The organism is Kineothrix sp. MSJ-39 (assembly GCF_018917935.1).
GTDB lineage: Bacteria > Bacillota > Clostridia > Lachnospirales > Lachnospiraceae > CAG-194.
The window spans coordinates 168399-190069 of record NZ_JAHLPN010000003.1; the positions used below are offsets into that span (position 1 = coordinate 168399).

Consider the following 21671-nt stretch of genomic DNA (forward strand, 5'->3'; position numbering starts at 1 on the left):
TCAATTCTCCTAACTGTATATTCTATTCTGCTTCTTTTCTCCGCAATTTATGTGCAGAGCCTTCTGCATGTATCATACACCAAAAGACTGCCTTTTGTAAATGACTGCCTGCTTTTATTTCCTATCACATAAAAAAGGAGATATCCACGCTAAGTCGCCTCCGCAGATATCTCCCGTATTTTTATTTTGCCTGTAGCTGATATTCATCCATAAATGCCAGATGAACCGCATCCGCGACTCTGGCAATATATTCACTGTTTGTTGGTCTGCCTTTACCGTTATGGGAGGAAAACCCAAACATTTCTTCCAAAGAATCAATGTTTCCGCGCATCCAGGAAACCTCGATGGCATTCCTGATCGCACGTTCCACCTTTTGTACGGTCGTATTATATTCTCTTGCAACATCCGGATATAACAGCTTCGTCACACTGCTCACTACCTCCATGTCCTGTTCGGAGCGCAGGATAGCTGATCTCAGATAATGATAGCCTTTCAGATGCGCCGGAACCCCCAGTCTCAGCAGCAGCTTTGTAACATACATTTGTTTTTCCACACTTTCACACATTCTTTTCATACTTTTCCCCCTCTATTATAAATAATAGATAAAAAAACAAAATTGCGACTATATAGTAAGCATACATTTTTTGTCATAACTTGTCTAATTGTTTTCATCGACAATTTATCTTTTATTTAACACATTTCTTTACTATAGATTTTTTATCCTTCCTCCTGTTTCGGTAATTGTAGTTTCTCAAAGAATAGGGTATACTGGAAAAGGTATCGGAATTTTGAACAAATGAGGTAAAACATGAACTATTTAGAAGAACTGCTCCATAACACGATTTTGATCAATGCTGTGATCGGCTGGTTTTGTGCACAGATCCTCAAAACCATCACGCATCTGATCATCAACAAAAAATTTGTCTGGGAAAGGCTGATCGGCGACGGCGGTATGCCAAGTGCCCACTCCGCAACAGTCTGTGCCCTTGCAGGTACGACTTTCCTGCACTGCGGGCCTTCCAGCCCGGAATTTGCCATTGCCGCCATTTTTGCGATCATTGTCATGCATGATGCCACGGGCGTCCGTTTTGAAACAGGTAAACAGGCAAAGATCCTGAATGAAATGATGGAAATATTCAGAAACATGGGAAACAGTACGCTAACTGCCGAAGAGAAATTAAAAGAATTTGTCGGTCATACCAAGCTGCAGGTTGCCATGGGCGCCCTGCTCGGTATTGTTATCGCAGTCATTCTCGGTTGATCCTTGTATAACATTTAAAAGCAGCCTTTCTCAGGCTGCTTTCTCTATATGATTCGAAGATCTGATTTTATTTTTCCTCTGCTTGATCCGACTTTTCCACATGGTCAATCAGATAAGGCGGTCTGTTTCTGGACGCATCCAGAGCGCGCCATACGTACTCGCCAAGCACACCCATCATCAGCATCATGATGCCAAAAGAAAACAGTACCACACACATGATGGAAGCCCATCCGAGGATCGGTGTTCCGACTGTAAACTTCTCCACGATCACTTCGATCATCATAAGGAGTGCAATAACAAAGAAAACAACACCCACACCCGACATGAACCGGATCGGTGCATAAGAAAAGCTCATCATGGAATCCATGGCAAGTTTTACCTTTTTGCCGAGTGTCCAACGGGATTTGCCGATCTCACGGTCTCTGCGGTGGAAGTAGATCTGGTCTGTCTGGAAGCCTGCCCATAACACCTGCAGTGTCAGGGAAGAATTTTTCTCATCGAGTCTTTCCAGTACTTCAATGACCTGTCTGTCGATCAGATAACAGTCACAGCCGCCCACCGGCATTCTTTCCTGTACAAATTTGTGTATGATCACATAATACATATGTGCAAAGAACTTTTTGACCGGATTTTCATCACGTTCTTTCCGCACTGCCAGAACAACTTTATTGCCTTTTTTCCAGCTCTCATACATTTCCAGAATGATCTCCGAGTCTTCCTGCAGGTCAGCCTGCTTTGTCACGGCGCAATCACCTGTGCAGACAGAAAGTCCTGCCAGAAGTGCCGCATGTTCTCCAAAATTACGGGATAGCTTGACACACTGCACATTCTGATCCATTTTGCGGATCTCATTCATTACTTCCCAGGAATTGTCACCGGAACCGTCGTCCACAAATACAAGCTCGTACTCTCCGAGCTTTCCGAGGATTTTCTCTTTCATGTCCTCATATAAAAGCATCAGTGTATCTGCGTTATAATAAACCGGTACTACGATTGATATTTTGCTCATTTATTCATCCTGTTCCTTCTCATCCGAAGCAGCACCTCGCACTTCCTTCAGATATTCATTATAGTCTCGAATATATTCACTGCCGTCATAATGTTCACTTGCCAGGCAGAGCAGTACACTGTCTGCGGAAAAATCATACATATCCTTCCAGAGCATCGTCGGCAGATACAGTCCCATACGCGGCTTGTTCAGCTCGATCACATCTGTTTCATAGCCGTTATCGACCTTTACCTTGCTTGTCCCGCTGACATTGATCAGCACAAATTCCGTCTTGCGGTTCGCATGCTGCCCGCGGATCACCGTAGCATCGGATCCATACATATAAAAAACACGCTTGATCGCAAAAGGAATATCCTTTCCGTTTCCTTCCGCTACCACAAGATTTCCTCTCTCGTCCCCATATTCTCCAAATTCCAGGATCTTATACTGCTCTTTTATGTTCATTCATTTCTCCTTCATTCTCTGCGGTCTGTTAAGGTCTGAATGCATTCAGTGCCTCGATCACATAGGTCTGTTCCTCTTCCGTCATGCCGTTGTACATCGGAATGGAGAGCACTTCATCCGCAAAGGCTTCTGCGATCGGCAGATCACCCCTGTGATAGCCCAGACTCTGATATGCCTCTGACAGATGCGGCGGGATCGGGTAATGGATGATCGTTCCGATCTCTTTTTCATTCAGATAGTCGATCAGTGCTTTTCTGTGCATTGTACGGATCACATACTGATGGTAAATATGGTTGGCATGCGGTCTTTTCTGCGGAAGCGTAAAGGCTGCATTGGAAAGCTCCCTGTCATAACGCGCCGCAATCGCAATCTTTTCCTTTGTCAGTTCTTCCATGTGGGAGAGTCTGACACGAAGAAGCCCCGCCTGGATCTCATCCAGTCTGGAGTTGGCACCCACCACTTTATTATAATACCGTTTTTCACTGCCGTAATTACGGTACATCTTCATATCTGCCGCAATTTTCGGATCATTGCAGGTAATCGCACCGCCGTCTCCGAAAGCACCCAGATTTTTGGACGGATAAAAGGAAAAACAGCCGATATCGCCAAAGCTGCCTGTCATTTTGCCGTCATACACAGCTCCGTGCGACTGTGCACAGTCCTCGACCAGATACAGACCGTGTTTTTTCGTAATCTCACAGATCTTGTCCATCTGGCAGGCCTGTCCGTACAGATGTACCACCAGCACTGCCTTTGTCTTCGGTGTGATCTTCTCTTCTATCTTTGCTGCATCAATTCCGTAATATTCGTCCGGTTCTACAAAAACCGGTGTTGCACCATTGATCGTAATGCCCATCACGCTGGCAATATATGTGTTGGACTGCACAATGACTTCATCCCCGGCTCCGACTCCGAGCACGCGGAATGCCAGCCAGAGCGCATCCAGTCCGCTCGCCAGCCCTACACAATACTTTGTACCGACATAGGCTGCAAACTCTTCTTCAAAGCTGCTGACTTCTTTTCCCAGCACATACCAGCCGCTGCGCAGCACTTCGATCGCCTTTTTTTCAAATTCTTCCTGATATTGATAAAACCCCCGGTCAAGCCGGTTTGGCATAATCTTCATATCCGTACCTCACTTCTGTCTGCTTCCCGTATAAAATCATCCAAGTCACAAAACATATAGATATATCTTATCATTTTGATGCTTATATTGCAATCGGAAATAGACGCATGTATTGAAAGGAGAATCCCGGTCGTGCTATACTATGTCATGCATTATTTTACGAAAAGGAACAATCCATGAAAGAAACCAGTAAAAATAAACAGCTTATCATCAATATGGCAGCCTCTCTGTTATCCTGCCTTGTCAGCCTCGGTATCAGCTTTCTGATCACGCCGACCGTCATCTACAAGCTTGGCTCCGAAGCGCAGGGCTTTGTTACCATGGCAAACAACTTCGTCAGTTATGCGGCGATCGCAGCCATGGCACTCAATTCCATGGCCGGCCGTTTTATCACGGTCAAGATCCACCAAAATGATGCAGAAGGTGCCAACCGCTATTTCAACTCCGTCATGTACGCCAATCTGGTGATCGTGGCAGTTCTGCTTCTGCCCTGCACGCTGGTCGTACTCTATCTGGAAAAGCTGGTCAATATTTCCCCGGCGCTTGTCACGGATGTCAAGCTGTTATTTGCGACCATGTTCTTAAACTTTATGGTTACGATCATCGCAACCACCTTTTCCACAGCGACCTTTGCCGCCAACAGACTGGATCTGTCCGCGCTCCGCACGATCGAATCCCAGATCTTAAAAGCTGCACTGCTGATCGTTACCTTTACGTTTTTACCGATCCATGTCAGCTACATCGGCTATGCAACACTGCTTGCCAATGTATACCTGTTTATTACTTATATTCATTACACGAAAAAACTTCTGCCGCAGATCGTTGTTTCCCGGAAATATTTTGATATCCGCACGGTCATTGAAATCCTGTCCGCCGGTGTCTGGAATACGATCATGCGTGCGGGACAGGCTCTGACAAACGGAATCGACACACTGATCACCAACCTGTGGATCGGTAAAGCGGAAAGCGGCTATATCGGTACTTCCACAACGATCGTGACTGCGGTCAATACCCTGTACGAAACGATCTCCGCCGTCTTTACCCCTTCCCTGACGATCAGTTTTGCCAAAGGCAATAAAAAGGAACTGACAGAGGATCTGAAGTCTGCCATGAAGCTGACAGGCTTTTTCGCGAACATCCCGCTCTGCTACATCATCGGGTTTGGCATGTCCTTCTACTATATGTGGCTGCCAAGCGAGCGTGCGATCCTGCCGATCTACTACCGGCTGACCGTTCTGATCATGCTCGGTACACTGGTCGGTGGTGCAATCAGCCCGCTTTTCAATGTATATACAGTTGTCAATAAGTTAAAATGGAATTCGATCGTCACGCTTTTAATGGGTGTCCTGAATGTCATCGTGGTGTTCATTTTTCTGGAAATCCCGGCTTTTCATCCGTATGGGATCTACTTTATCGCCGGAACTTCCTCCTTCCTTGGCATCATCAAAAACATGACGTTTACACCGATGTATGCGGCACATTGTCTGGAGCTCCCAAAGCACGCCTTTTACCCGACGATCTTTCGTTATATTTTTGTAACGCTTCTTATGTCAGCAGTATTTGCAGGCATGAACCACTTTATCACAACGACAAGCTGGGGCATGGTCATTGTCGATATTCTGCTCTGCGGTATTGTCGGTTCTCTTCTGAATTTCTTCTTACTGTTTGAAGCAAGAGAACGCGCCATTTTCCTTGATAACATCCGCAGAATACTGCACAGAGCCTGACCGGAAAGGAACGATATATGCAAACGCAAAAAAGAAAGGTACTTGCCGTTGCCAGTACCAGTTATCATCTGATGGTCTTTCTGTTTATCAAAGATGCTTTTCTAAAGGACGCACAGGTTGACCTTGTCCTGACTGACAAGTCCGCCTATTTGTATGAGTTGTATACGTCCGGCAGAACAGACCGTTATTTTCATCACACATTTTTCGCCGATGCCAAAAAGATCAAAAATCCTTATAAATCCGCACCTGTGAATTTATGGGAAAGTTTTGTCTACAATCCGACCGTAAAAGCCATGCTGGCAGAACAGGATTATCCGGCATTTACTACTTATGATGATCTGTACTTTGCTTCTCCGGGTGTTCCCGACGAGATCGTCAAAGAGCTGATCAAAACTTGTATCCGGAAGAACAGAAAGCTCAGGCTCCACCGCTTTGAGGATGGGTTTGCCAGCTATACCAAGCCGCCTATCAGCTCAGTTTCCACTGCCATGGGAAGACGCCTGTACCAGACGATCTGGGGCTATGATATCCGCAGGCAGGAGCAGGAACTTTACTTATTCGAGCCCTCTCTTGCCGAAAAAAACGTAGCAGACAGTGCTGCAACCGGTTTTACTTTAAAGCAGATCCCGAAAACGCCGGAGCGCATCACACTTGTTACAGAGCAGATCCGGGATATTCTACAGTTTCAGAGTCAGAGTTTCCCACAGGAATATCTGTTTCTCGGGCAGGGCACTGCCAATGGCATGCAGAACCCGGATACCTACCAGAGCCTTGTGTATGAGATTGCTGCCCATGTGGGTACAGAGCATTTTCTTGTCAAACCGCATCCGCGCGGACAGTATGATGCCTTTGATGACACGATCTCCGTTTACAGCGATACGTGTCCGTTTGAGCTTGCTGTCGCAGACGGTACAATGGAAGATAAAACACTGCTCTCCTATTATTCCACCGCCTGTGTATCCGGAAAGCTCTTATTTAACAGCCGCTGCAGGATCATCTTCCTGTATCCGCTGGCAGGCGATTCCTTTAACGAAAAGTGCGATTACGAAGATTATTTCCATACACTGTGCAGTCTGTACGACAATATTTATATCGCCCATACAAAAGAAGAGCTATGGAAGCTGCTGTCCTGATGCAGCTTCCATAGCTCTTCTTATCATTTTCTTATATGCCCAACACAACGGCAAGCAATGTCTGGTCCAGTGCCAGTCTTCTGTTCCACGGATTCAGTATCACACCCGCCACATCCGCTTCGCGCGTTGTTTCAAACAGCTGCCGGATATCGGCAAGAAATGTTGACTTTACAGCTCCGCCGCCCTTCATTTCTTCCTCAAAAGAAGTAAATGCCGCAAACCATCTTCTGCCGTCTTCTGTTCTGACCGTAGCAAGCTGCAGGTTCTGCTGCTTTGCAGCAGCTTCTACCGCTACAACCATCTGTCCGTTTTCCTGCATCCTTCTACGCAGCAGTGTCAGTGTATGTGCCAGCTGTTCATCCGACGGTACTTCCTGCAGTTCTCTGATCGCTTCTTCTATTTTATCGTTTCCCTGTAATCCCTGATCCATTTTGGTTCCTTTCTGTTCTCACCCATTTTATTCATTTGATAACATGTGTATTTATTCTGATCCGGCACTGATTGCGCTTCCGGTTTCCACGCGATACGGAATCAGCACACTATCCGGTGCATATTCGGAATCTACTGTAAATACACAGATATAAGTCTGTCCGTAAAAATCAAGTGTATCACCAACTTCCAGACGCCCTCTCTCGATCCAGAGGATACAATCCGGCGGTGTCTGCGGCTGCCTGCCCTGTGCTGCCATACGGCTGTCATCCACCAGAATATGACGCAGTCTTGCTGCCGGGTATTCTTCCCGGTACAGCTTCCAGAGTGGATAATCGTAACCATCTCCTGAAATTACAACACCAACATCTGTTGCACCCAGCCTCTCTGTTACATCCTTCAGCTGTTCATACGTATCATATCGCCCGTTATTTGTAAAATACAGCTTCATCCGGTTCGTCAGACCACTTGACAGATAAGACTCTGCCACCTGCATATTATAACGGATCGGTGCAATGCAGAGAATAAAGCTGAGTGCTGACAGCAGCAATAAAATAACGCCATTCTTTTTATTTCTTCGAAGAACATAATCCAGAATATGTGCTCCCGCAGGTATCATCATGGCAAGCGCCGGATACAGCAGGCGTGAGCCCCATGGCTGCCAGCGCAAAAGTGCCATCATAAAGCCAAAACTGAGCCATGCCGATACGATAAAACCGTAGGACAGCTTCTGTTCATCCGCTGCCTGAACTGCCTGCTGCGTTTGCCTTTTCCGTTTCTGAAGCCGGAGCAGATATCCGATCACACAAAGCACCAGAAGAATGCCTGCCAGCAGTGCAAAATATGCTGCAAAAGCACTGCTTGTCCTGTCGTGGCTGTACATATCGTCACCGGTATTTAAATACGTAATAAAATCAAATCCGTGGAACGCAATCGCTATATTGTTGACTTCTACATGCAGGAGAGCACCTACATGAATGGCAATCCGGTATACAAAACCATTCAATGCCGTCCAGAAATGCTGGGTGATCAGCAGAGAATAATTTTTCAGAATATTCACAATGATATAGCTGACATTTTTGGTTGCCACCATAATATCGCCGCTTGTTGTATTGGCGATAAAGCTGCCACATGCCCGATACGTACGGATGAGCGTCTCCGCAATGACCAAAAGCATGGCAGAACCGGCAAGTCCCCCAGCCTTTAAAAGCTCCGTCGGTTTATCTTTTCTTCTGATACAGCAGATCAGCACCCATGGCATAAACATAAGCATACTGGCACAGACACTAATCTTCATCAGGAACCCAAAGCCTACACTCAGTCCGATACAGACAAGCAGATTCCGCTGCCCGCTGTTTTTCAGCAGATTTCCGATCTGCAGGCTGTCCAGCTGCATAAACTGCAGGATCAGATAGACAAACACGGAAAACCAGAGTGTTGCAGAAAGATCATTCTGCGTGGTGATGCTCTGTGTGATCGTCAGCGGCATTGTCAGAAATGCAAATACGCCAAAGATCGCAAAAGGGCGTCTGGTGCCCAGAAGACGCATACTGCGGTAAAAGAAAACCGCGGTCAGCAGCATTGCCAGATACTGAAACAGATTCAAAAGCACATCATATTCTGTCAGCAGCATCGCAAACAGCATATTATATTCGCTTAAAACAGGAGAATACAACTGCCTGTCAATGTTTGTCACATAATAATTTACACTGCCGTTATCGATCCAGTGTCCGATCCTTGCCAGATGGTATGTCATGGAATCATAATTATACGGTACGGTAAACAGTGCCAGAAACAGCAGGAACAGGCAAAGGAGCGTCCCTGCAGCAACCAGAATCTTCTCACAGATGCTCAGCCGCTTTAATGCTACGATCCCTTCCCGGAAAAATGCTTTCAGATCTCTGCCAAGCTGCTTCCAATAGCCGCGCATGCCATCCGGAAACAGTTTTCCGCCCAGCAGGGTAAACAAAATGATGACAAACAGCCAGCACAGAAGTGCCGACCAGCGGTTTAAACTGTGCCCGATGCTGCACACATTGGCAAACAGCACCACAAACAGTTCAAACCATAAAAGACTCTTTGCAAGTGCCATTACGATATCATTCTTTTTTTGTCTGCTCCATGCATAAATACTGCAAAAAGCAAGCGGCATTACTATGATCATATATCCACCCTTTATCCTGTTCTTATATTTTCATGCTCCCTATAGGATCCGATTTTCCGTTCCTGTCTACTATAGCAAAGTTGCCCGGTCTCTGCAATATTGACCCGATGGCAATTATAGTTTATCCTAAAGCTATCCGAAGCTTTTAAGTGCCAGCCCCTGCCTGTGGCAAATCTCAATAGGCTGCTCTTTCGGATATGAGGAAATACCATGTTCAATATGATACGAAACAAGAAAAAACATCTGATAACTGCCGGACTTTCCATTCTGATCTGGCTTGTTACCTTTTATACCGATACAAAGATCTTTTCTGCGGACGGGCTGAATATGAACTGTCTTCCCATTGATACGGAAATGGTTCTTCCCATGCATATTCTGACAAAGATCCTGGTACTGCTATGCCTGTTCGGGCTATTCGAATTTCTGGCATATGCCTGTAAAAGGCCGTCTCTTTTACTGCCGTTTCTCGGCTTTCTGGCAATTTATGTGATCGGTCTTCTGATCACCTGGCCCGGCTATTATATGAGTGATGATCCGATCATTTTTGCCTACGCCACCAGATATTATCCGGTCTACTGGCATAATTATCTGACTTCCTTATTTTATATGACGGCAATGTCTCTCTTTCCCGCATCTGCTGCGCCGGTTCTGTTATCCGATGTCTGCTATGCCATGACGTTTGCCTATATCTTTTACAAAGCAAAACAGCTCTATGCCTCCAAAGCGTATGTACTGCTGCTTGCAGGCATTTTACCGTTTACACTGCTCGGTGCACTGATGTGTTTCCGTCCGGCGATCTACGCCTCATTCTTTCTGTTCTATTTTGCCTATTTGTTTTTTGCATGGAAAGAACATAAAAAAATTCGTCCGGCAGCATTCGGTCTGCTCGCGCTCCTGACCGCCGTACTTTCTTTCTGGCGGAGCGAAGGTATGCTGATGCCTGTTCTGATGCTGCCGGTTCTGTTTTTTGTCTATCAGAAAAATTGTACAAATATTAAATCTACATTTAAATTTCTGTTTTCTTTCTTTTTATGTACCGTTGCATTGCTCATGCTGATCAAAGTGCCGCAAAGCCACGGGGAAGCAAGGCATTACGGAAAAGATTACCTTATCATTTCCACGACAAGACCGCTTACTGTCATTGTACACAGAGAGCAGACTTACCCCGGTGCAGAAGAAGACCTCGCCAACATCAATGCCATTACAGATCTTGGCTATCTGAGCAACGATTCGCTCTCCTGCAGTGCTTATAACCGCTATAATACAGATCACAACGAAGGGAAATATACAGAAACCGGTGCGGATGCCCAAACGCAGAACGCTTATATCAAAAGCGCCATCCGTTTGATCCTGCACAATCTGGATCTGTATCTGGGTGAACGGCTGCAGCTCTTCTGCGTCACAAACGGGATCTTTTCCTACGATCCTGATCTGGTGCTCTCTCTGAAGCCTGTCGTATCTACCGATTTCCATCTGTATGAGCACGACCGCTCCTATGGCTTTGAAATGCTGGATGCTTATAAAAGACTTCCATTGACCACGCATGAAGGCTATGCCCTGTTCCTGTTTCGGTGCGGCGGAGAAGCCTATATCCCGATGCTGCTCCTGCTTCTTGGCATCACTATTTACACAATCATCAAAAAGAACTGGTTTGTTTTCTTCGTCTCTCTGAATTTAATTGCAAGAGAGGCTGTCATTTTCCTGACAGCCCCTGCATCCTTTATTCAGTATTCTTATCCGATGATGTACGTTACCGCGGTGTATCTGCTCCTGCTTTTTGTCGATCACATATCTCAAAAGGCTTCCCGAACAAAAGCAGATCCAAAAGCTTCACTTTCTTGATCAGGAAGATCGTAATCGCTGTCAGTACAGCCATACAGGCAAAGGCTGCCAGCAGCCAAAAGATACCGCGCAGCGAATAAAATGTTAAATCTCGATTTGATAATTTCAAAATTCTTGCATACCGGAAATGAATCACATAGATCTCCAGTGTGTATTGTCCCAGAAAGCTCAGCAGTGAAACAGCCCGTTGTTTTCCCTGTTGCAGCTTTTCTTTTTTTTCTGCCCATGCAGTCACAGCAAAATAAATAACAACTGTTCCCAATAAAGATGCCAGCATTTGCTGAAGCAGAGTCACCATACCATCGACCGGTTTTGTCAGATCCTGTGTGATCACCTGCCAGAGAAACAGCGCAGTTAAGAGCACACCTGCGATCCAGACACAATATGGTCTCCGCTGTCCGATCCGTTTCATAAATCCGGCGATCTCCAGATAGCCATGTCCGAAATATCCCAAAAAGAAAAACGGAAAATACTGTACTGTCAAAGACGGGCTTAAAAAAGTATTGCCGCTTCTGCTCTGTAAAAAAAACAGCACATAAAATGCAAAGGAGAAAAATGCAAATACCAGTGCTTCGGGAACTTTTTTCCCCGCAGTCAGAAAAGCAGCCAGCGTCTGCGCCAGTGTTACCATCAGCTGTATCACAAAAAGCGTTGTCAGAAACCACAATCCTTTATCCGTCTGGAACAACAGCTCTTTTCCTTCTGTCAGAAAGCTTTGCAGAGAAAGCGTATCCTCCCATGCATGTGTCCACACGTAAACAACCACAAACCAGGAAGCAAACGGAAGCAGGTAAGAAACCACGCGCTTTGGCAGCTTTTTGATCCCGTACCATCTGTCCTGTCTGTATTTATGCAGGGAATAAGAAGCAAGAACACCGCTTACCAGCATAAACAGCGGCATCTGCACCGACTTGATCACATCATAGATATAAGGATCCGTCTCATTCAGCCCGTTTAATACAATGCAGTGTCCCAGCATCACAAGTAAAATGGCTACACCCTTTACTGCATCAACTGCCTTGTTTCTTTGCATAGAGCTTCTCCTTTCCATAGCCTGCAGCCGTCAGAAGCACAATTCCCAGTAACAGCTCCAGCAGCTTCGGAATGCCTGCCCACACCGTTTCCAGAATTGCAAATAAAAACATATGATAGCACATCAGAACAAGCGTCTGTCTGCCCACCAGCACAAATCCCTTCCAGATATGCTTTTTCAGTTTAAAGCCCACATACATGACAAGTACGGAAGATGCTGCTGCATTATACAATGCCAGAATAATGCTTTTTCCGTAGCTTGCAATGGAGAAATTCGCACTTCCGTTCCAGATGCCGCATACGATCAGTAATCCCAGCACCGGAACAAGTATGATCTTATGCTGATCCAGATAATAAAGCATTGCTTTTCTCCGAATAAAATATCCTGTCATAAAAAACAGCAGGAAAAACGGAACAGCATCCAGACTCCATGGAAGCAGAACAGGAAACAAGTACCGGTATAAAATGCCAAGCATCATAAAAAGTACTGCGATAAACCACATTCGTCTGCCGTTTTTATCCGTCAGGCGCAGCAGGATTTCAAACAGGATGATCGTCAGAAACAGCGCCATCAGAAACCAGGTAGGCGAATTAAGTATCGTCATCAGATATACATTCTGATTCATCTTCGGTAAAAACAGAGTCTGGACATCCCAGCTCAAAAGCTGGTTTCTGGCATAAAAAATGCCGTACAGGTTTTTCAGCCCTTCCGCCATACTTACGCTGCCCAATATACTGTCTTTGACAAAGAAAAATACAAACAGAAATGCATTGGCTGTGACATAAGGAAGCAGAAGGCGTTTTGCCTTCCGCTTTAAAAATACGCCGAACTTCTCTTCTTTTGTATGATATGTATAGCCGGACAGCAGAAAGAAGATCGGTACAAAAAACATACCGCCCCAAAAGCTGAATCCCGGTATCGTCAGTCCCAGATGGTTCATCATAACGATCAGAATTGCTATACATTTTAAACAGTCAATCCAGTCTTCCCGACGTTTGTTTGCCATTTTTATCTCCTTATAATTCCTTGCATCGTGCTGCGACAAGCCCCGCAAGCTGCATACCCGGTTTTTCCACAAAACGGTGTATCAGCCAGGAAAGTAATACCGTCACACCAAAAGATAACACATAATTCAGTACGGCGATCAGATGATAAGGCAGCTTGTCTGCCAGTGTCAGATAAAAGCCACATGAAAATGTACAAAGCACAAAGAAATGCACCAGATAAAAGCCGTAGCTATACCGGTTCAGCCAGGTCAGTGCACGGCTTCCCAGCGGTTTATGGAGCACAGGCAGATGAATCACACCATAGAGCACAAGGCTGGCACCGATGATATAGTAGATCAGCACCTTCGCCGGTATATACTGATAGATCGTTCCTGTAAGCCGCTCCCCGATCGGCGGATAAGAGCCTAAAAACACGCCAAGCAGCACCGCTATCCACATAAGCCACTTCTGCTCGGACAATTTTTCCACAAAAAGCGGCGGCTGATACGTCAGATCACAGACAACACAGCCGAGAATAAACGGCAGAAAATCTGTCCGAATGCTCAAAATGGCTGCGATCGCATAAGCAACATAACGCACTCTGCTCTTGCCAACAAGTGCCAGGATCGCTGCCACAAGCAATGTACCGAAAAATTCATAATAAATAAACCAGAGCGGCCCGTTATACTGATTGGCACCTGTTGCAAAACAGCCCCAGACAGCTTCTTTTACCGCGCCAAAAAGGCTTGGCGCAAACTGGTTATAATTACCGAAGAAAACACTCGTTCCTGCCAGTGCGGAAGCCTCCGCATTTCGGAACAGTCCAAGCTTCATCAGCGCAAAAATCGCAATATTCGCAGTCAGGATTGGAAAGACGAGGCGGAAATATTTCTTGACTGCGCCGCTGCCCAGACTGTGTTTATCGCCCGTCAGGAAAAACCGATAGCCGACAAAGAAGCCGCTGATCGTCATAAACATGCGCACACCAAATTTGCCGCCCATGATCAGGTTCAGCGGCGTGCTTCCGACAATCCACTCCAGATGTGCTGTATGAAAATCTGCAGGATTCAACGAATAAAAACCGCAGTAAAATGCATTGATAAAGTGGAAATTAAAGATCATCAGACAGGACAAGACCTTCAGTCCGTCAATATAATCCAGTTTTTCTACCTGTTTCATATTTGTATAGTTCTCCTTCTTATCTTGCTTCTTCCTGCTGCACCTTCCATACATGATCTGCACGCAGAATTGTAAGCAGCAGCACGAAAAGCTCTGCCAGTGCGACCGCACTCAGCGGAATCACACTCTCTCCGCGGAAGTACGCAGAGAATGAAATATAGGTGATAATGACCTGTACGATCGCCAGATAATACAGATCCGGATGTTTCATAGCAAACAGCAGATACAGCACACAGGATAACAGCCCTGCACGCTCATCCATCTGCGGCATGACATATGGGATCAAAATCGACAGCACAAGTCCCACATACCAGATACCTTCTCCGCTCATTTCCCTGCTGCGCAGAAGCACCAGCATGATGACAAGCAGCATCAGCGATGCGGCAGCCACCTTTGCAACGAGGGAATACTCCTGAATAAACTTGTCCGTTCCGATCATCTGAAAGATATTCGGCCAGTTCTGGCTCAGCAGTGACTCACCGCGCAGCTTCACAAACAGACGCTCCATTTCAAAACTCGGAACCGGCAGATAACCGGACTGATGAACGATCCCGTTACGGAACCATACCCCACAGAGTGGGAAAAGAAAATACAGAAGCTTGTTTTTCTTCTGCATAAACGCGATCGCATAGATCGGCAGAAGAAAGAAAGCATATCGGCTTAAGAAAAGACTGATCCCGTAGGTGACCAGTGAAGCATTCCCTTTGCCTTTCATCAGCAGATACAGAGAAAGCACTGCAAAGAAGATATAAATGGAATCTCCCATGCCCCACATTGCACAGCTTGCACACAACACAGGAAGCAGCAACAGGATCGCATAGGTCAGAAAAGCTCTGATTTTCCGATTTGTCAGATCATATACGATCCATGCGCCCAGAACTGCCAGCAATAGATCCGTGATACCTGTCACAATGCCAAGCATATTGCCGTATTTCACAAAAGCAGGTAGCTCGATCGCCGTATAATCTACAACACTGATGCGGATCATGACCGAAAATACCGCTGCTGCCACAAACAGCAACAGATCGATCGGTGCCAGCATCCATTTTCCTATTTTTATTTCTTTTATGAGGAAATCCGTTATTTTTTTATCCATGTTCTACTCTCCAACTGCTATTTTCCCATCCTGCATGCCCTTTACACAGGCACGTGCATGATCCAGCATCAGAAGCAGGAACAGGATTGTATACACATACATCGGAATAATATTATTCTGTGCCAGATAGACTGTATATCCTGCAAAAGAGCACAGGATTGTCAGTACCGGTATATAAAGCTTCCTGAAATCAAAAAATACATAAATGATCGCCATGACATCAACCAGGATCGCATAGCGTTCATGCATATGCGGCAGGAAAAATACAACTGTCATAGTCAGAAGCATGCCCATGCGCAGCAACAGACAGGCATTCATTTCATATTGTTTTCTGGCAAAACAGTACATCAGGATCATCAGTGCACCAAGTGTCACCCAGATGCCCGCATCCGCGTACTCAAACAAAAAGCTGTCTGTACCGATCAGCTGGTAGATGTTCGGGAATTTATGAGACAGTGCATAAATATCCATCTGTCCGTTTGCCTGGAAAAAGTAGACACTGATCAGCTCCCAGAAGCTCTTTCCCGCAAGCAGGGAAGGGATCATGCCAATGACATACATCAGGGGCAGGAACAGAAAATGTTTCAGCTTTACCTTGCCCTTCATCCAGAGGATCACATAAAGCGGTGCCAGAAACAGAGTCTGCAGCTTAAACGCAAAGGCGATCCCGTAAAAAGCCATCGACCAGGCAGGCTTGTCTTTCAGCATAAAATAGAGTGACCACAGGACAAAACTCGTAAAAATGATATCACACTGTGCCCACATTGCTCCGTTTGTCAAAACAGTCGGTACCATCAGAAGTGCACCATAGCCTAAAATGCCGTAGGTCATGTTTTTTGTTCTGTCATATACGATCGCCATAACCGCAAACGCTGCCACAAAATCGAAAAAGATCGATACCAGTTTCATCAGAAGCAGTGTATTTAAAAACGGGCAGATACTGATAAAAGACAGTATTGTCAGATACGGGGTTGTATAATCCACATATTCAAACTCCGCGGAAAGCCCTTTGATCCCGCCGCCTGCTTCACGCAGTGTTGCCACCCACGGCTCAAAGAACATTTTGTAATCTCCCGCCACCACATTGCGCAGCGCATAGCGCATAATGAGCGCAAAGCCTGTCAGCACCAGAAACAGGAGTATATCCATGACTGTAAATGTTATTTTTTTTACCGATATCTTGTGGGTCAGGACAGACCTGATCTTATCATCCATGCATCTGTTTCCCTTCTGTTTAGTACTCAATTTCTTTTAAATATCTGGAAAGCGCATCCTGCCACGTCGGAAGAGGCCGGAAGCCATTCTCTGTGAGTTTGCTCTTGTCCAGACGTGAATTAAACGGTCTTGCAGCTTTGGATACACCGTATTCCGCTGTTGTAACCGGTGTTACCTTTGTGGAAAGTCCCGCCTGCTTATAGATCTCACAGGTAAAATCATACCAGGAAATATAGCCGCCTTCATTGGTTGCATGATAGTAACCGTATTTATCGGTTTCTGCCATATCAACAAGCAGTCTGGAAAGGTCGTAGGTATAAGTCGGTGTTCCGATCTGGTCGTTTACCACTCTGACCTCATCATGTGTCTTGCCGACAGAAAGCATCGTCTTAATAAAATTCTTGCCGTTTAAGCCAAATACCCATGCAATTCTGACAATGAAATATTTGGAAACCGTATTGCTGATCGCAAGCTCCCCTTCCAGCTTTGATCTGCCGTAGACATTCAGTGGCTGATAGTCCTTGCAGTCAGGCTGCCATGGCTCTGTGCCCTGTCCGTTGAACACATAATCCGTGCTGATATAGATCACTTTGCAGTCCAGCTCTTTGCAGACATCCGCAATATTCTGGGTGCCCTTCACATTAATCGCATATACCTTCTCTTTTTTATCTTCATCTTCTGCCAGATCTACCGCAGTCCATGCAGCACAGTGCACGACTACATCCGGCTTCACGGAAAGAAGTGTTTCTCTGACAGCATCTGCATCTGTGATATCCATTCCAATGTAAGGCATTGTAGTTACACTGCTGCCATCTGCTGCGCCGCTGTACTGCGGTGCAATATCGCTTCCGACACCTTCATATCCTCTTTTTGCAAGCTCGTTCATGACATCATGTCCAAGCTGTCCTGCTACACCTGTTACAAAAAATTTCATGGTTGTTCTCCTTTTATATCAATTTGTTTATGGCTTGGTTTGAACGGGAACCTCAGCCCATATAAAATCTGCTTCGCAGATGGGCTGAGGCTACATATCGTGTTTTCCTTGAAAACACGATACATTTTTTACCATATCGTTCTGCCGCCATCTAATACGACCGTTGCGCCGGTCATGTATGAGCTGGCGTCGGAAAGCATATAAAGCACGGTCGCCGGATATTCGTCCGGGCGTGACATTCTTCCCATCGGTACAAGCGCGGAAAGTTTTTCGATAAACTCCGGATCCTGTCCGTTCTGAAGGCTCGCCGGACAGAGTGTATTTACGCGGACACCCTTTTTGCCCCAGTAGGTTGCCAGATACTTGGTCAGTCCCATAATACCGTGTTTTACAACACTGTAAGAAACCGGTTTGATCGTCTGGTCTTCTTCCGCCACACCTTCCTTGCGGTAAATATTCTGGTTTGGAGAAATAATACCGTAATCGGAAGAAATGTTAATGATCACACCGCTTTTCTGTTTTTCCATTTCATAGCCAAATACCTGACAGCAGAGGAATGCGCCTGTCAGTCCGACATTCATATCATCCTGCCACATGGAAAGCGGCAGATTGTGAAACTGGATGGCTCCCATATTTTTAGAACCACCTTCCATCTTCGGATTGTTGGCGGCATTGTTGATCAGACCGTCGATATGACCGTATTTTGCAAGCAGATCATCTCTGACTTTCTCAAGTGATTCCCTGGAGGTGATATCTGCCACATAAGTTTCCACAGGCTTACCCGGATATTGCTCAGCCATTTCCTGCTTTGCTCTTGCAAGGGAATCCTCAAATATATCAAGCAGTACCGGAATGCCTTCGCCCTCCAGCACAGCTTCCGTATGCTTTCTGCCGATCAGGCCTGCTCCGCCTGTAATAATGACTACTTTTCCCGTTATTTTATACTGTTCCAGTAAACTCATCGATCACGCCTCCTGTTTCCATTGATTTTCTGGCTGCCAGCGCCATTTTCAGGCTTACGATACCATCCGCAAGCGGGATCGCCGGCTCTGTATCTTCTCTGATACAGTCTATAAACAATTTTAATTCTTCGATAAACATATCATTTCTCGCAAAGTCGGGATACGGAATGACCGTTACCTCATCACCGACTGCCTGTGTGACTTCTGCCTTTAACAGATCCACGGTGATGTGTCCCTTTTCCCCCACCACCTTTACAAAACGGCTCGGCGGATACTGGTAAAAATCCGCATGCACCGAAACCGGGAAAGTTCCCTGCTCTGTTTCGTAGCGGTAGATTGCGTCCAGATTGTCTTCCACATCGATCCCGAGATTTCCGTTAATGCCGCCCAGCGCATATACGCTCTTCGGCTGTCCAAACAGATAATACAGGTAATCAAGCTCATGCACCATCTGGTTGAGCAGCACACCGCCGCCCATATCCTTGCGCGCCATGTACGTGTCTTTATAATTTTCATAAGTATGCATCGTTGTCAGACGTTCTCCCACAACGCTGCGCACGGAAAGGATACGTCCGATACTGCCTTCTGCCAGAAACTGTTTCAGATACTGGATCCCCGGATGGAATCTGTTCTGATAACCTACAAATACTTTCAGCTTCTTTTCCGCCGCAATCTCGGCAAGCTCCTCGATCCCATCCAGACTGTCTGAGATCGGTTTTTCCAGAAACAGATGACAGCCTGCCTTCGCACATGCGATCGCACATGGAATATGGCTCTTTGTAATATTGGTGATATAAGCAATGTCCGGCTTTTCCAAAAGTGCTTTGGAAAGGTCATCAAAGCTTTTTATGTTGTATTCTTCTTCCAGTGATACATTTTCCCGGATTTGCATTGTATCGGAAAAGGTACGTTTCAGTCCCCGCACACGATAAGCAAGGATCTGCGCTTCCTCTCCGTATACCCGTTTGATATTTCTCAGATGTCTCTGCCCGATTGAGCCAAGACCGATCATCAGAATCTTCATAGCTTACTCCTTCTCTTCCTGCAGTTTTTTCAGTTCCCTGCCCATGCGGTCCAGTTTTTCCTCATTCATGGCAACAGCCTGTGCAAGTTTTCTGACTCTTTCCGCCATACGTGACAGCATGACCGTAAGCGTAAAAATGATCAGAAGGGAAAAACAGAATCCCAGGAAAAAGATCATATTGACAGGCGCCCAGACACCAAGTGCCGCAGACAGCTTCGTCAAAAGCACCGGAAACAGATCCAGCACCAGTACAAATACAAGGGCAAGCAGCCAGGACAGTGCATACTTCAGATCCAGGCTTCTTTTTTTGATCATATACACGATCACTGTCAACGCCAGAAACAGGCAGATCCCGACAATGATCTGCAGCTTTACAGTCATCATTTTTTATATTCCTTTCTGCGGATACGCTCCACCAGTATTGCCAATGTTACTTTTATCATGTAATAAACGGATTTCAGCGGTGAAATGGAGGAAACGCCTTCCTTCCGCTCCCGCATGACTACCGGATATTCTTCTACCTTTTTGCCTGCCTGCAGAACCGCCACAACACTCTCCGGCTCCGGATAATCCTTCGGATAGCAGTCTGCATACATTTTAATAACGCTCTCATTTACCATGCGCATGCCCGATGTCGGATCTGTGATACGCTTTCCTGTCAGCAGCCGGATCAGCCCGGAAAAATAACGGATCCCGAATCTTCTTAGGCTGGAAGACTGGAAGCCCTCCTTTTCAATAAAGCGTGATCCGATCAGCATGTCCAGATCATGCGCATTCATATAATCCCGCATTTCCTGTAAAAAGGCTGCATCATGCTGTCCGTCGCCGTCAAACTGCACCGCATAATCATAGTGGTTCTTTTTGGCATACAGATATCCCGTCTGCACTGCACCGCCGATTCCCAGATTGATTGGCAGGTTGATCACAGGAATCCCCGCATCTTTGCAAAGCTGCAACGTCTTATCCTGCGAACAGTCATTGATAATGATATAATCAAAATCCGGCGCATTTTTTTTGATATCCGCAACTGTATTTAAGATACTCTTTTCTTCATTATAAGCTGGTATGATGACTAAACTTTTCATAGTTCTCCTTCAGCGCTCATCTGACAAACTGCCCAAGCACCATGCATGTCCGGCGCAGTGTCGTAATAAAAGGATGTGGCATATGATTTTCCCGCAGTGCGCGCATGCCCTCTCCAAAAGAAGCAAGATAGCTTTTCAGACCACCTGTACTTGCAGATTCTTCTCCATGGAACATATGCACAAGCACACGCGGGATATAAGACAAGCTGACCTTATCCTCTTTTAAGATACGGATCATGAACTCATAATCTGCGGCTATTTTATAATCTGTTTTATAAAAACCGTAAGTTTCGTATACTTCTCTTTTTACATATAAGGTCGGATGACCGGGCATCCAGCCCCATCTGAGCTTTTTCGCACTTCCTGCGCCCATCCGCCATTTGCGGACCACTTTACCGTCCGCCATGTAGTCGATATCGCCGTGTACGCCGTCTGTTCCGTCCTGCTGCATCTGCCGTACCATATCGGACAGCACATGCGCATCCGCAAATTCATCACACATCAGCCCGACAATCGCACCGGTCGCCATACGGATTCCTTTATTCAGCGCATCATACAGCCCCTGATCCGGCTCCGAAACCCATTTCAGCTTATCTCCGAGCTGCTCTGCAGCCTTTTGTATGATCTCATGCGTTCCGTCAGAGGAACCGCCGTCTACGATGATATATTCTATATTTTCATAATCCTGTTTCAGGATCTGCGCCACACATTTTTCAAGATGTGCACAGTCATTGTATGTCATTGTAATGATAGACACCTTTGGGGTATCGGGTAAACTCTTCATAACCGTTCCTTATTTCCTATGCTTTGCTCATCGCATTTTTGCCGCTGGCATCGTACCTTATAGTATAGCATACTCCCTGTAAAAAATCATCAGCTTTCCGCTGCGAAATAATCATCGATTGTAGGGTTACAATTGATGTGACACCTACCACTATACAAAAACGGTTGAGTCCTATAGAATTTTAATCGCCAAACCAAAACTCCAATGAAAAGGATTCTCAACCGCCATGAATACAATA

General features: G+C 45.9%; 21 protein-coding genes. 4 read left to right on the forward strand and 17 right to left on the reverse strand.

All coding sequences use genetic code 11. The features are described 5' to 3' along the window. Positions 1-181 precede the first annotated feature (181 nt). Positions 182-574, reverse strand: coding sequence for a sporulation initiation factor Spo0A C-terminal domain-containing protein (locus tag KQI22_RS03855; protein WP_216550760.1), 393 nt, complete (start codon positions 572-574; stop codon positions 182-184). Positions 575-808: 234 nt separating this feature from the next. On the opposite strand from KQI22_RS03855, the gene KQI22_RS03860 reads away from it, so the two are divergent. Beyond that, complete coding sequence (locus KQI22_RS03860) at positions 809-1261, forward strand: divergent PAP2 family protein (protein WP_216550761.1); 453 nt, start codon at positions 809-811, stop codon at positions 1259-1261. 67 nt (positions 1262-1328) lie between these two features. Here KQI22_RS03860 and KQI22_RS03865 read toward each other — a convergent pair whose 3' ends face one another. Genes KQI22_RS03865 through KQI22_RS03875 form a run of 3 tightly spaced genes read right to left on the reverse strand, consistent with a single transcriptional unit; the run spans position 1329 to position 3840 of the window. Next, positions 1329-2270 carry a glycosyltransferase family 2 protein gene (locus KQI22_RS03865; protein ID WP_216550762.1) on the reverse strand — a complete coding sequence of 314 codons (942 nt, stop codon included), beginning with the start codon at positions 2268-2270 and terminating at the stop codon, positions 1329-1331. Next, a complete protein-coding gene (locus tag KQI22_RS03870; RefSeq protein WP_216550763.1) occupies positions 2271-2714 on the reverse strand; it encodes a sugar 3,4-ketoisomerase in 444 nt (147 codons plus the stop codon). A 28-nt stretch (positions 2715-2742) separates the two neighbouring features. Then, positions 2743-3840, reverse strand: a complete 1098-nt coding sequence (locus KQI22_RS03875; protein ID WP_216550764.1) for a DegT/DnrJ/EryC1/StrS family aminotransferase — start codon at positions 3838-3840, stop codon at positions 2743-2745. A gap of 176 nt (positions 3841-4016) precedes the next feature. Between KQI22_RS03875 and KQI22_RS03880 the strand changes: the two genes are divergently transcribed. Next, on the forward strand, positions 4017-5567 hold the full coding sequence (locus tag KQI22_RS03880) for an MATE family efflux transporter (RefSeq protein WP_216550765.1): 1551 nt from the start codon (positions 4017-4019) through the stop codon (positions 5565-5567). Between the two features lie 17 nt (positions 5568-5584). After that, positions 5585-6700: a hypothetical protein gene (locus KQI22_RS03885; RefSeq protein WP_216550766.1), complete on the forward strand. Its 1116-nt coding sequence runs from the start codon at positions 5585-5587 to the stop codon at positions 6698-6700. Positions 6701-6731: 31 nt separating this feature from the next. Here the strand turns inward: KQI22_RS03885 and KQI22_RS03890 are convergent, their stop codons facing one another. Both KQI22_RS03890 and KQI22_RS03895 read right to left on the reverse strand, forming a co-directional pair. Continuing rightward, positions 6732-7130 (reverse strand): SseB family protein, encoded by a 399-nt coding sequence (locus KQI22_RS03890; RefSeq protein WP_216550767.1) that lies wholly within the window; start codon positions 7128-7130, stop codon positions 6732-6734. Between the two features lie 51 nt (positions 7131-7181). Further along, positions 7182-9293, reverse strand: a complete 2112-nt coding sequence (locus tag KQI22_RS03895; protein ID WP_216550768.1) for a hypothetical protein — start codon at positions 9291-9293, stop codon at positions 7182-7184. Between the two features lie 219 nt (positions 9294-9512). Here KQI22_RS03895 and KQI22_RS03900 point away from each other — a divergent pair, with 219 nt between their 5' ends. Continuing rightward, the gene (locus KQI22_RS03900; RefSeq protein ID WP_216550769.1) at positions 9513-11135 is read left to right on the forward strand and encodes a hypothetical protein; all 1623 of its coding nucleotides are present in this window, start codon (positions 9513-9515) and stop codon (positions 11133-11135) included. Here the strand turns inward: KQI22_RS03900 and KQI22_RS03905 are convergent. The 11 genes from KQI22_RS03905 to KQI22_RS03955 all read right to left on the reverse strand — a co-directional run bounded on the left by KQI22_RS03905 (position 11044) and on the right by KQI22_RS03955 (position 21433). After that, complete coding sequence (locus tag KQI22_RS03905) at positions 11044-12168, reverse strand: acyltransferase family protein (protein WP_216550770.1); 1125 nt, start codon at positions 12166-12168, stop codon at positions 11044-11046. The genes KQI22_RS03900 and KQI22_RS03905 overlap by 92 nt on opposite strands. Next, on the reverse strand, positions 12146-13174 hold the full coding sequence (locus tag KQI22_RS03910; protein WP_216550771.1) for an acyltransferase family protein: 1029 nt from the start codon (positions 13172-13174) through the stop codon (positions 12146-12148). Before KQI22_RS03910 ends, KQI22_RS03905 begins: the two co-directional genes overlap by 23 nt. A 10-nt stretch (positions 13175-13184) precedes the next feature. After that, a complete protein-coding gene (locus KQI22_RS03915) occupies positions 13185-14333 on the reverse strand; it encodes an acyltransferase family protein (RefSeq protein ID WP_216550772.1) in 1149 nt (382 codons plus the stop codon). Between the two features lie 19 nt (positions 14334-14352). Continuing rightward, the gene (locus KQI22_RS03920) at positions 14353-15429 is read right to left on the reverse strand and encodes a hypothetical protein (protein ID WP_216550773.1); all 1077 of its coding nucleotides are present in this window, start codon (positions 15427-15429) and stop codon (positions 14353-14355) included. A gap of 3 nt (positions 15430-15432) precedes the next feature. After that, positions 15433-16644 (reverse strand): hypothetical protein, encoded by a 1212-nt coding sequence (locus KQI22_RS03925; protein ID WP_216550774.1) that lies wholly within the window; start codon positions 16642-16644, stop codon positions 15433-15435. A gap of 19 nt (positions 16645-16663) precedes the next feature. Then, the gene (rfbD, locus tag KQI22_RS03930; protein ID WP_216550775.1) at positions 16664-17578 is read right to left on the reverse strand and encodes a dTDP-4-dehydrorhamnose reductase; all 915 of its coding nucleotides are present in this window, start codon (positions 17576-17578) and stop codon (positions 16664-16666) included. A 128-nt stretch (positions 17579-17706) separates the two neighbouring features. Continuing rightward, positions 17707-18540, reverse strand: a complete 834-nt coding sequence (locus tag KQI22_RS03935) for an SDR family oxidoreductase (protein WP_216550776.1) — start codon at positions 18538-18540, stop codon at positions 17707-17709. Continuing rightward, positions 18518-19564: a Gfo/Idh/MocA family protein gene (locus tag KQI22_RS03940; RefSeq protein ID WP_216550777.1), complete on the reverse strand. Its 1047-nt coding sequence runs from the start codon at positions 19562-19564 to the stop codon at positions 18518-18520. Before KQI22_RS03940 ends, KQI22_RS03935 begins: the two co-directional genes overlap by 23 nt. 3 nt (positions 19565-19567) lie before the next feature. Beyond that, positions 19568-19948 (reverse strand): DUF2304 domain-containing protein, encoded by a 381-nt coding sequence (locus KQI22_RS03945; protein WP_253293496.1) that lies wholly within the window; start codon positions 19946-19948, stop codon positions 19568-19570. Beyond that, positions 19945-20649, reverse strand: coding sequence for a glycosyltransferase family 2 protein (locus tag KQI22_RS03950; protein WP_216550778.1), 705 nt, complete (start codon positions 20647-20649; stop codon positions 19945-19947). Before KQI22_RS03950 ends, KQI22_RS03945 begins: the two co-directional genes overlap by 4 nt. Before the next feature lie 16 nt (positions 20650-20665). Then, positions 20666-21433 carry a glycosyltransferase family 2 protein gene (locus KQI22_RS03955; RefSeq protein WP_216550779.1) on the reverse strand — a complete coding sequence of 256 codons (768 nt, stop codon included), beginning with the start codon at positions 21431-21433 and terminating at the stop codon, positions 20666-20668. Positions 21434-21671 lie beyond the last annotated feature (238 nt).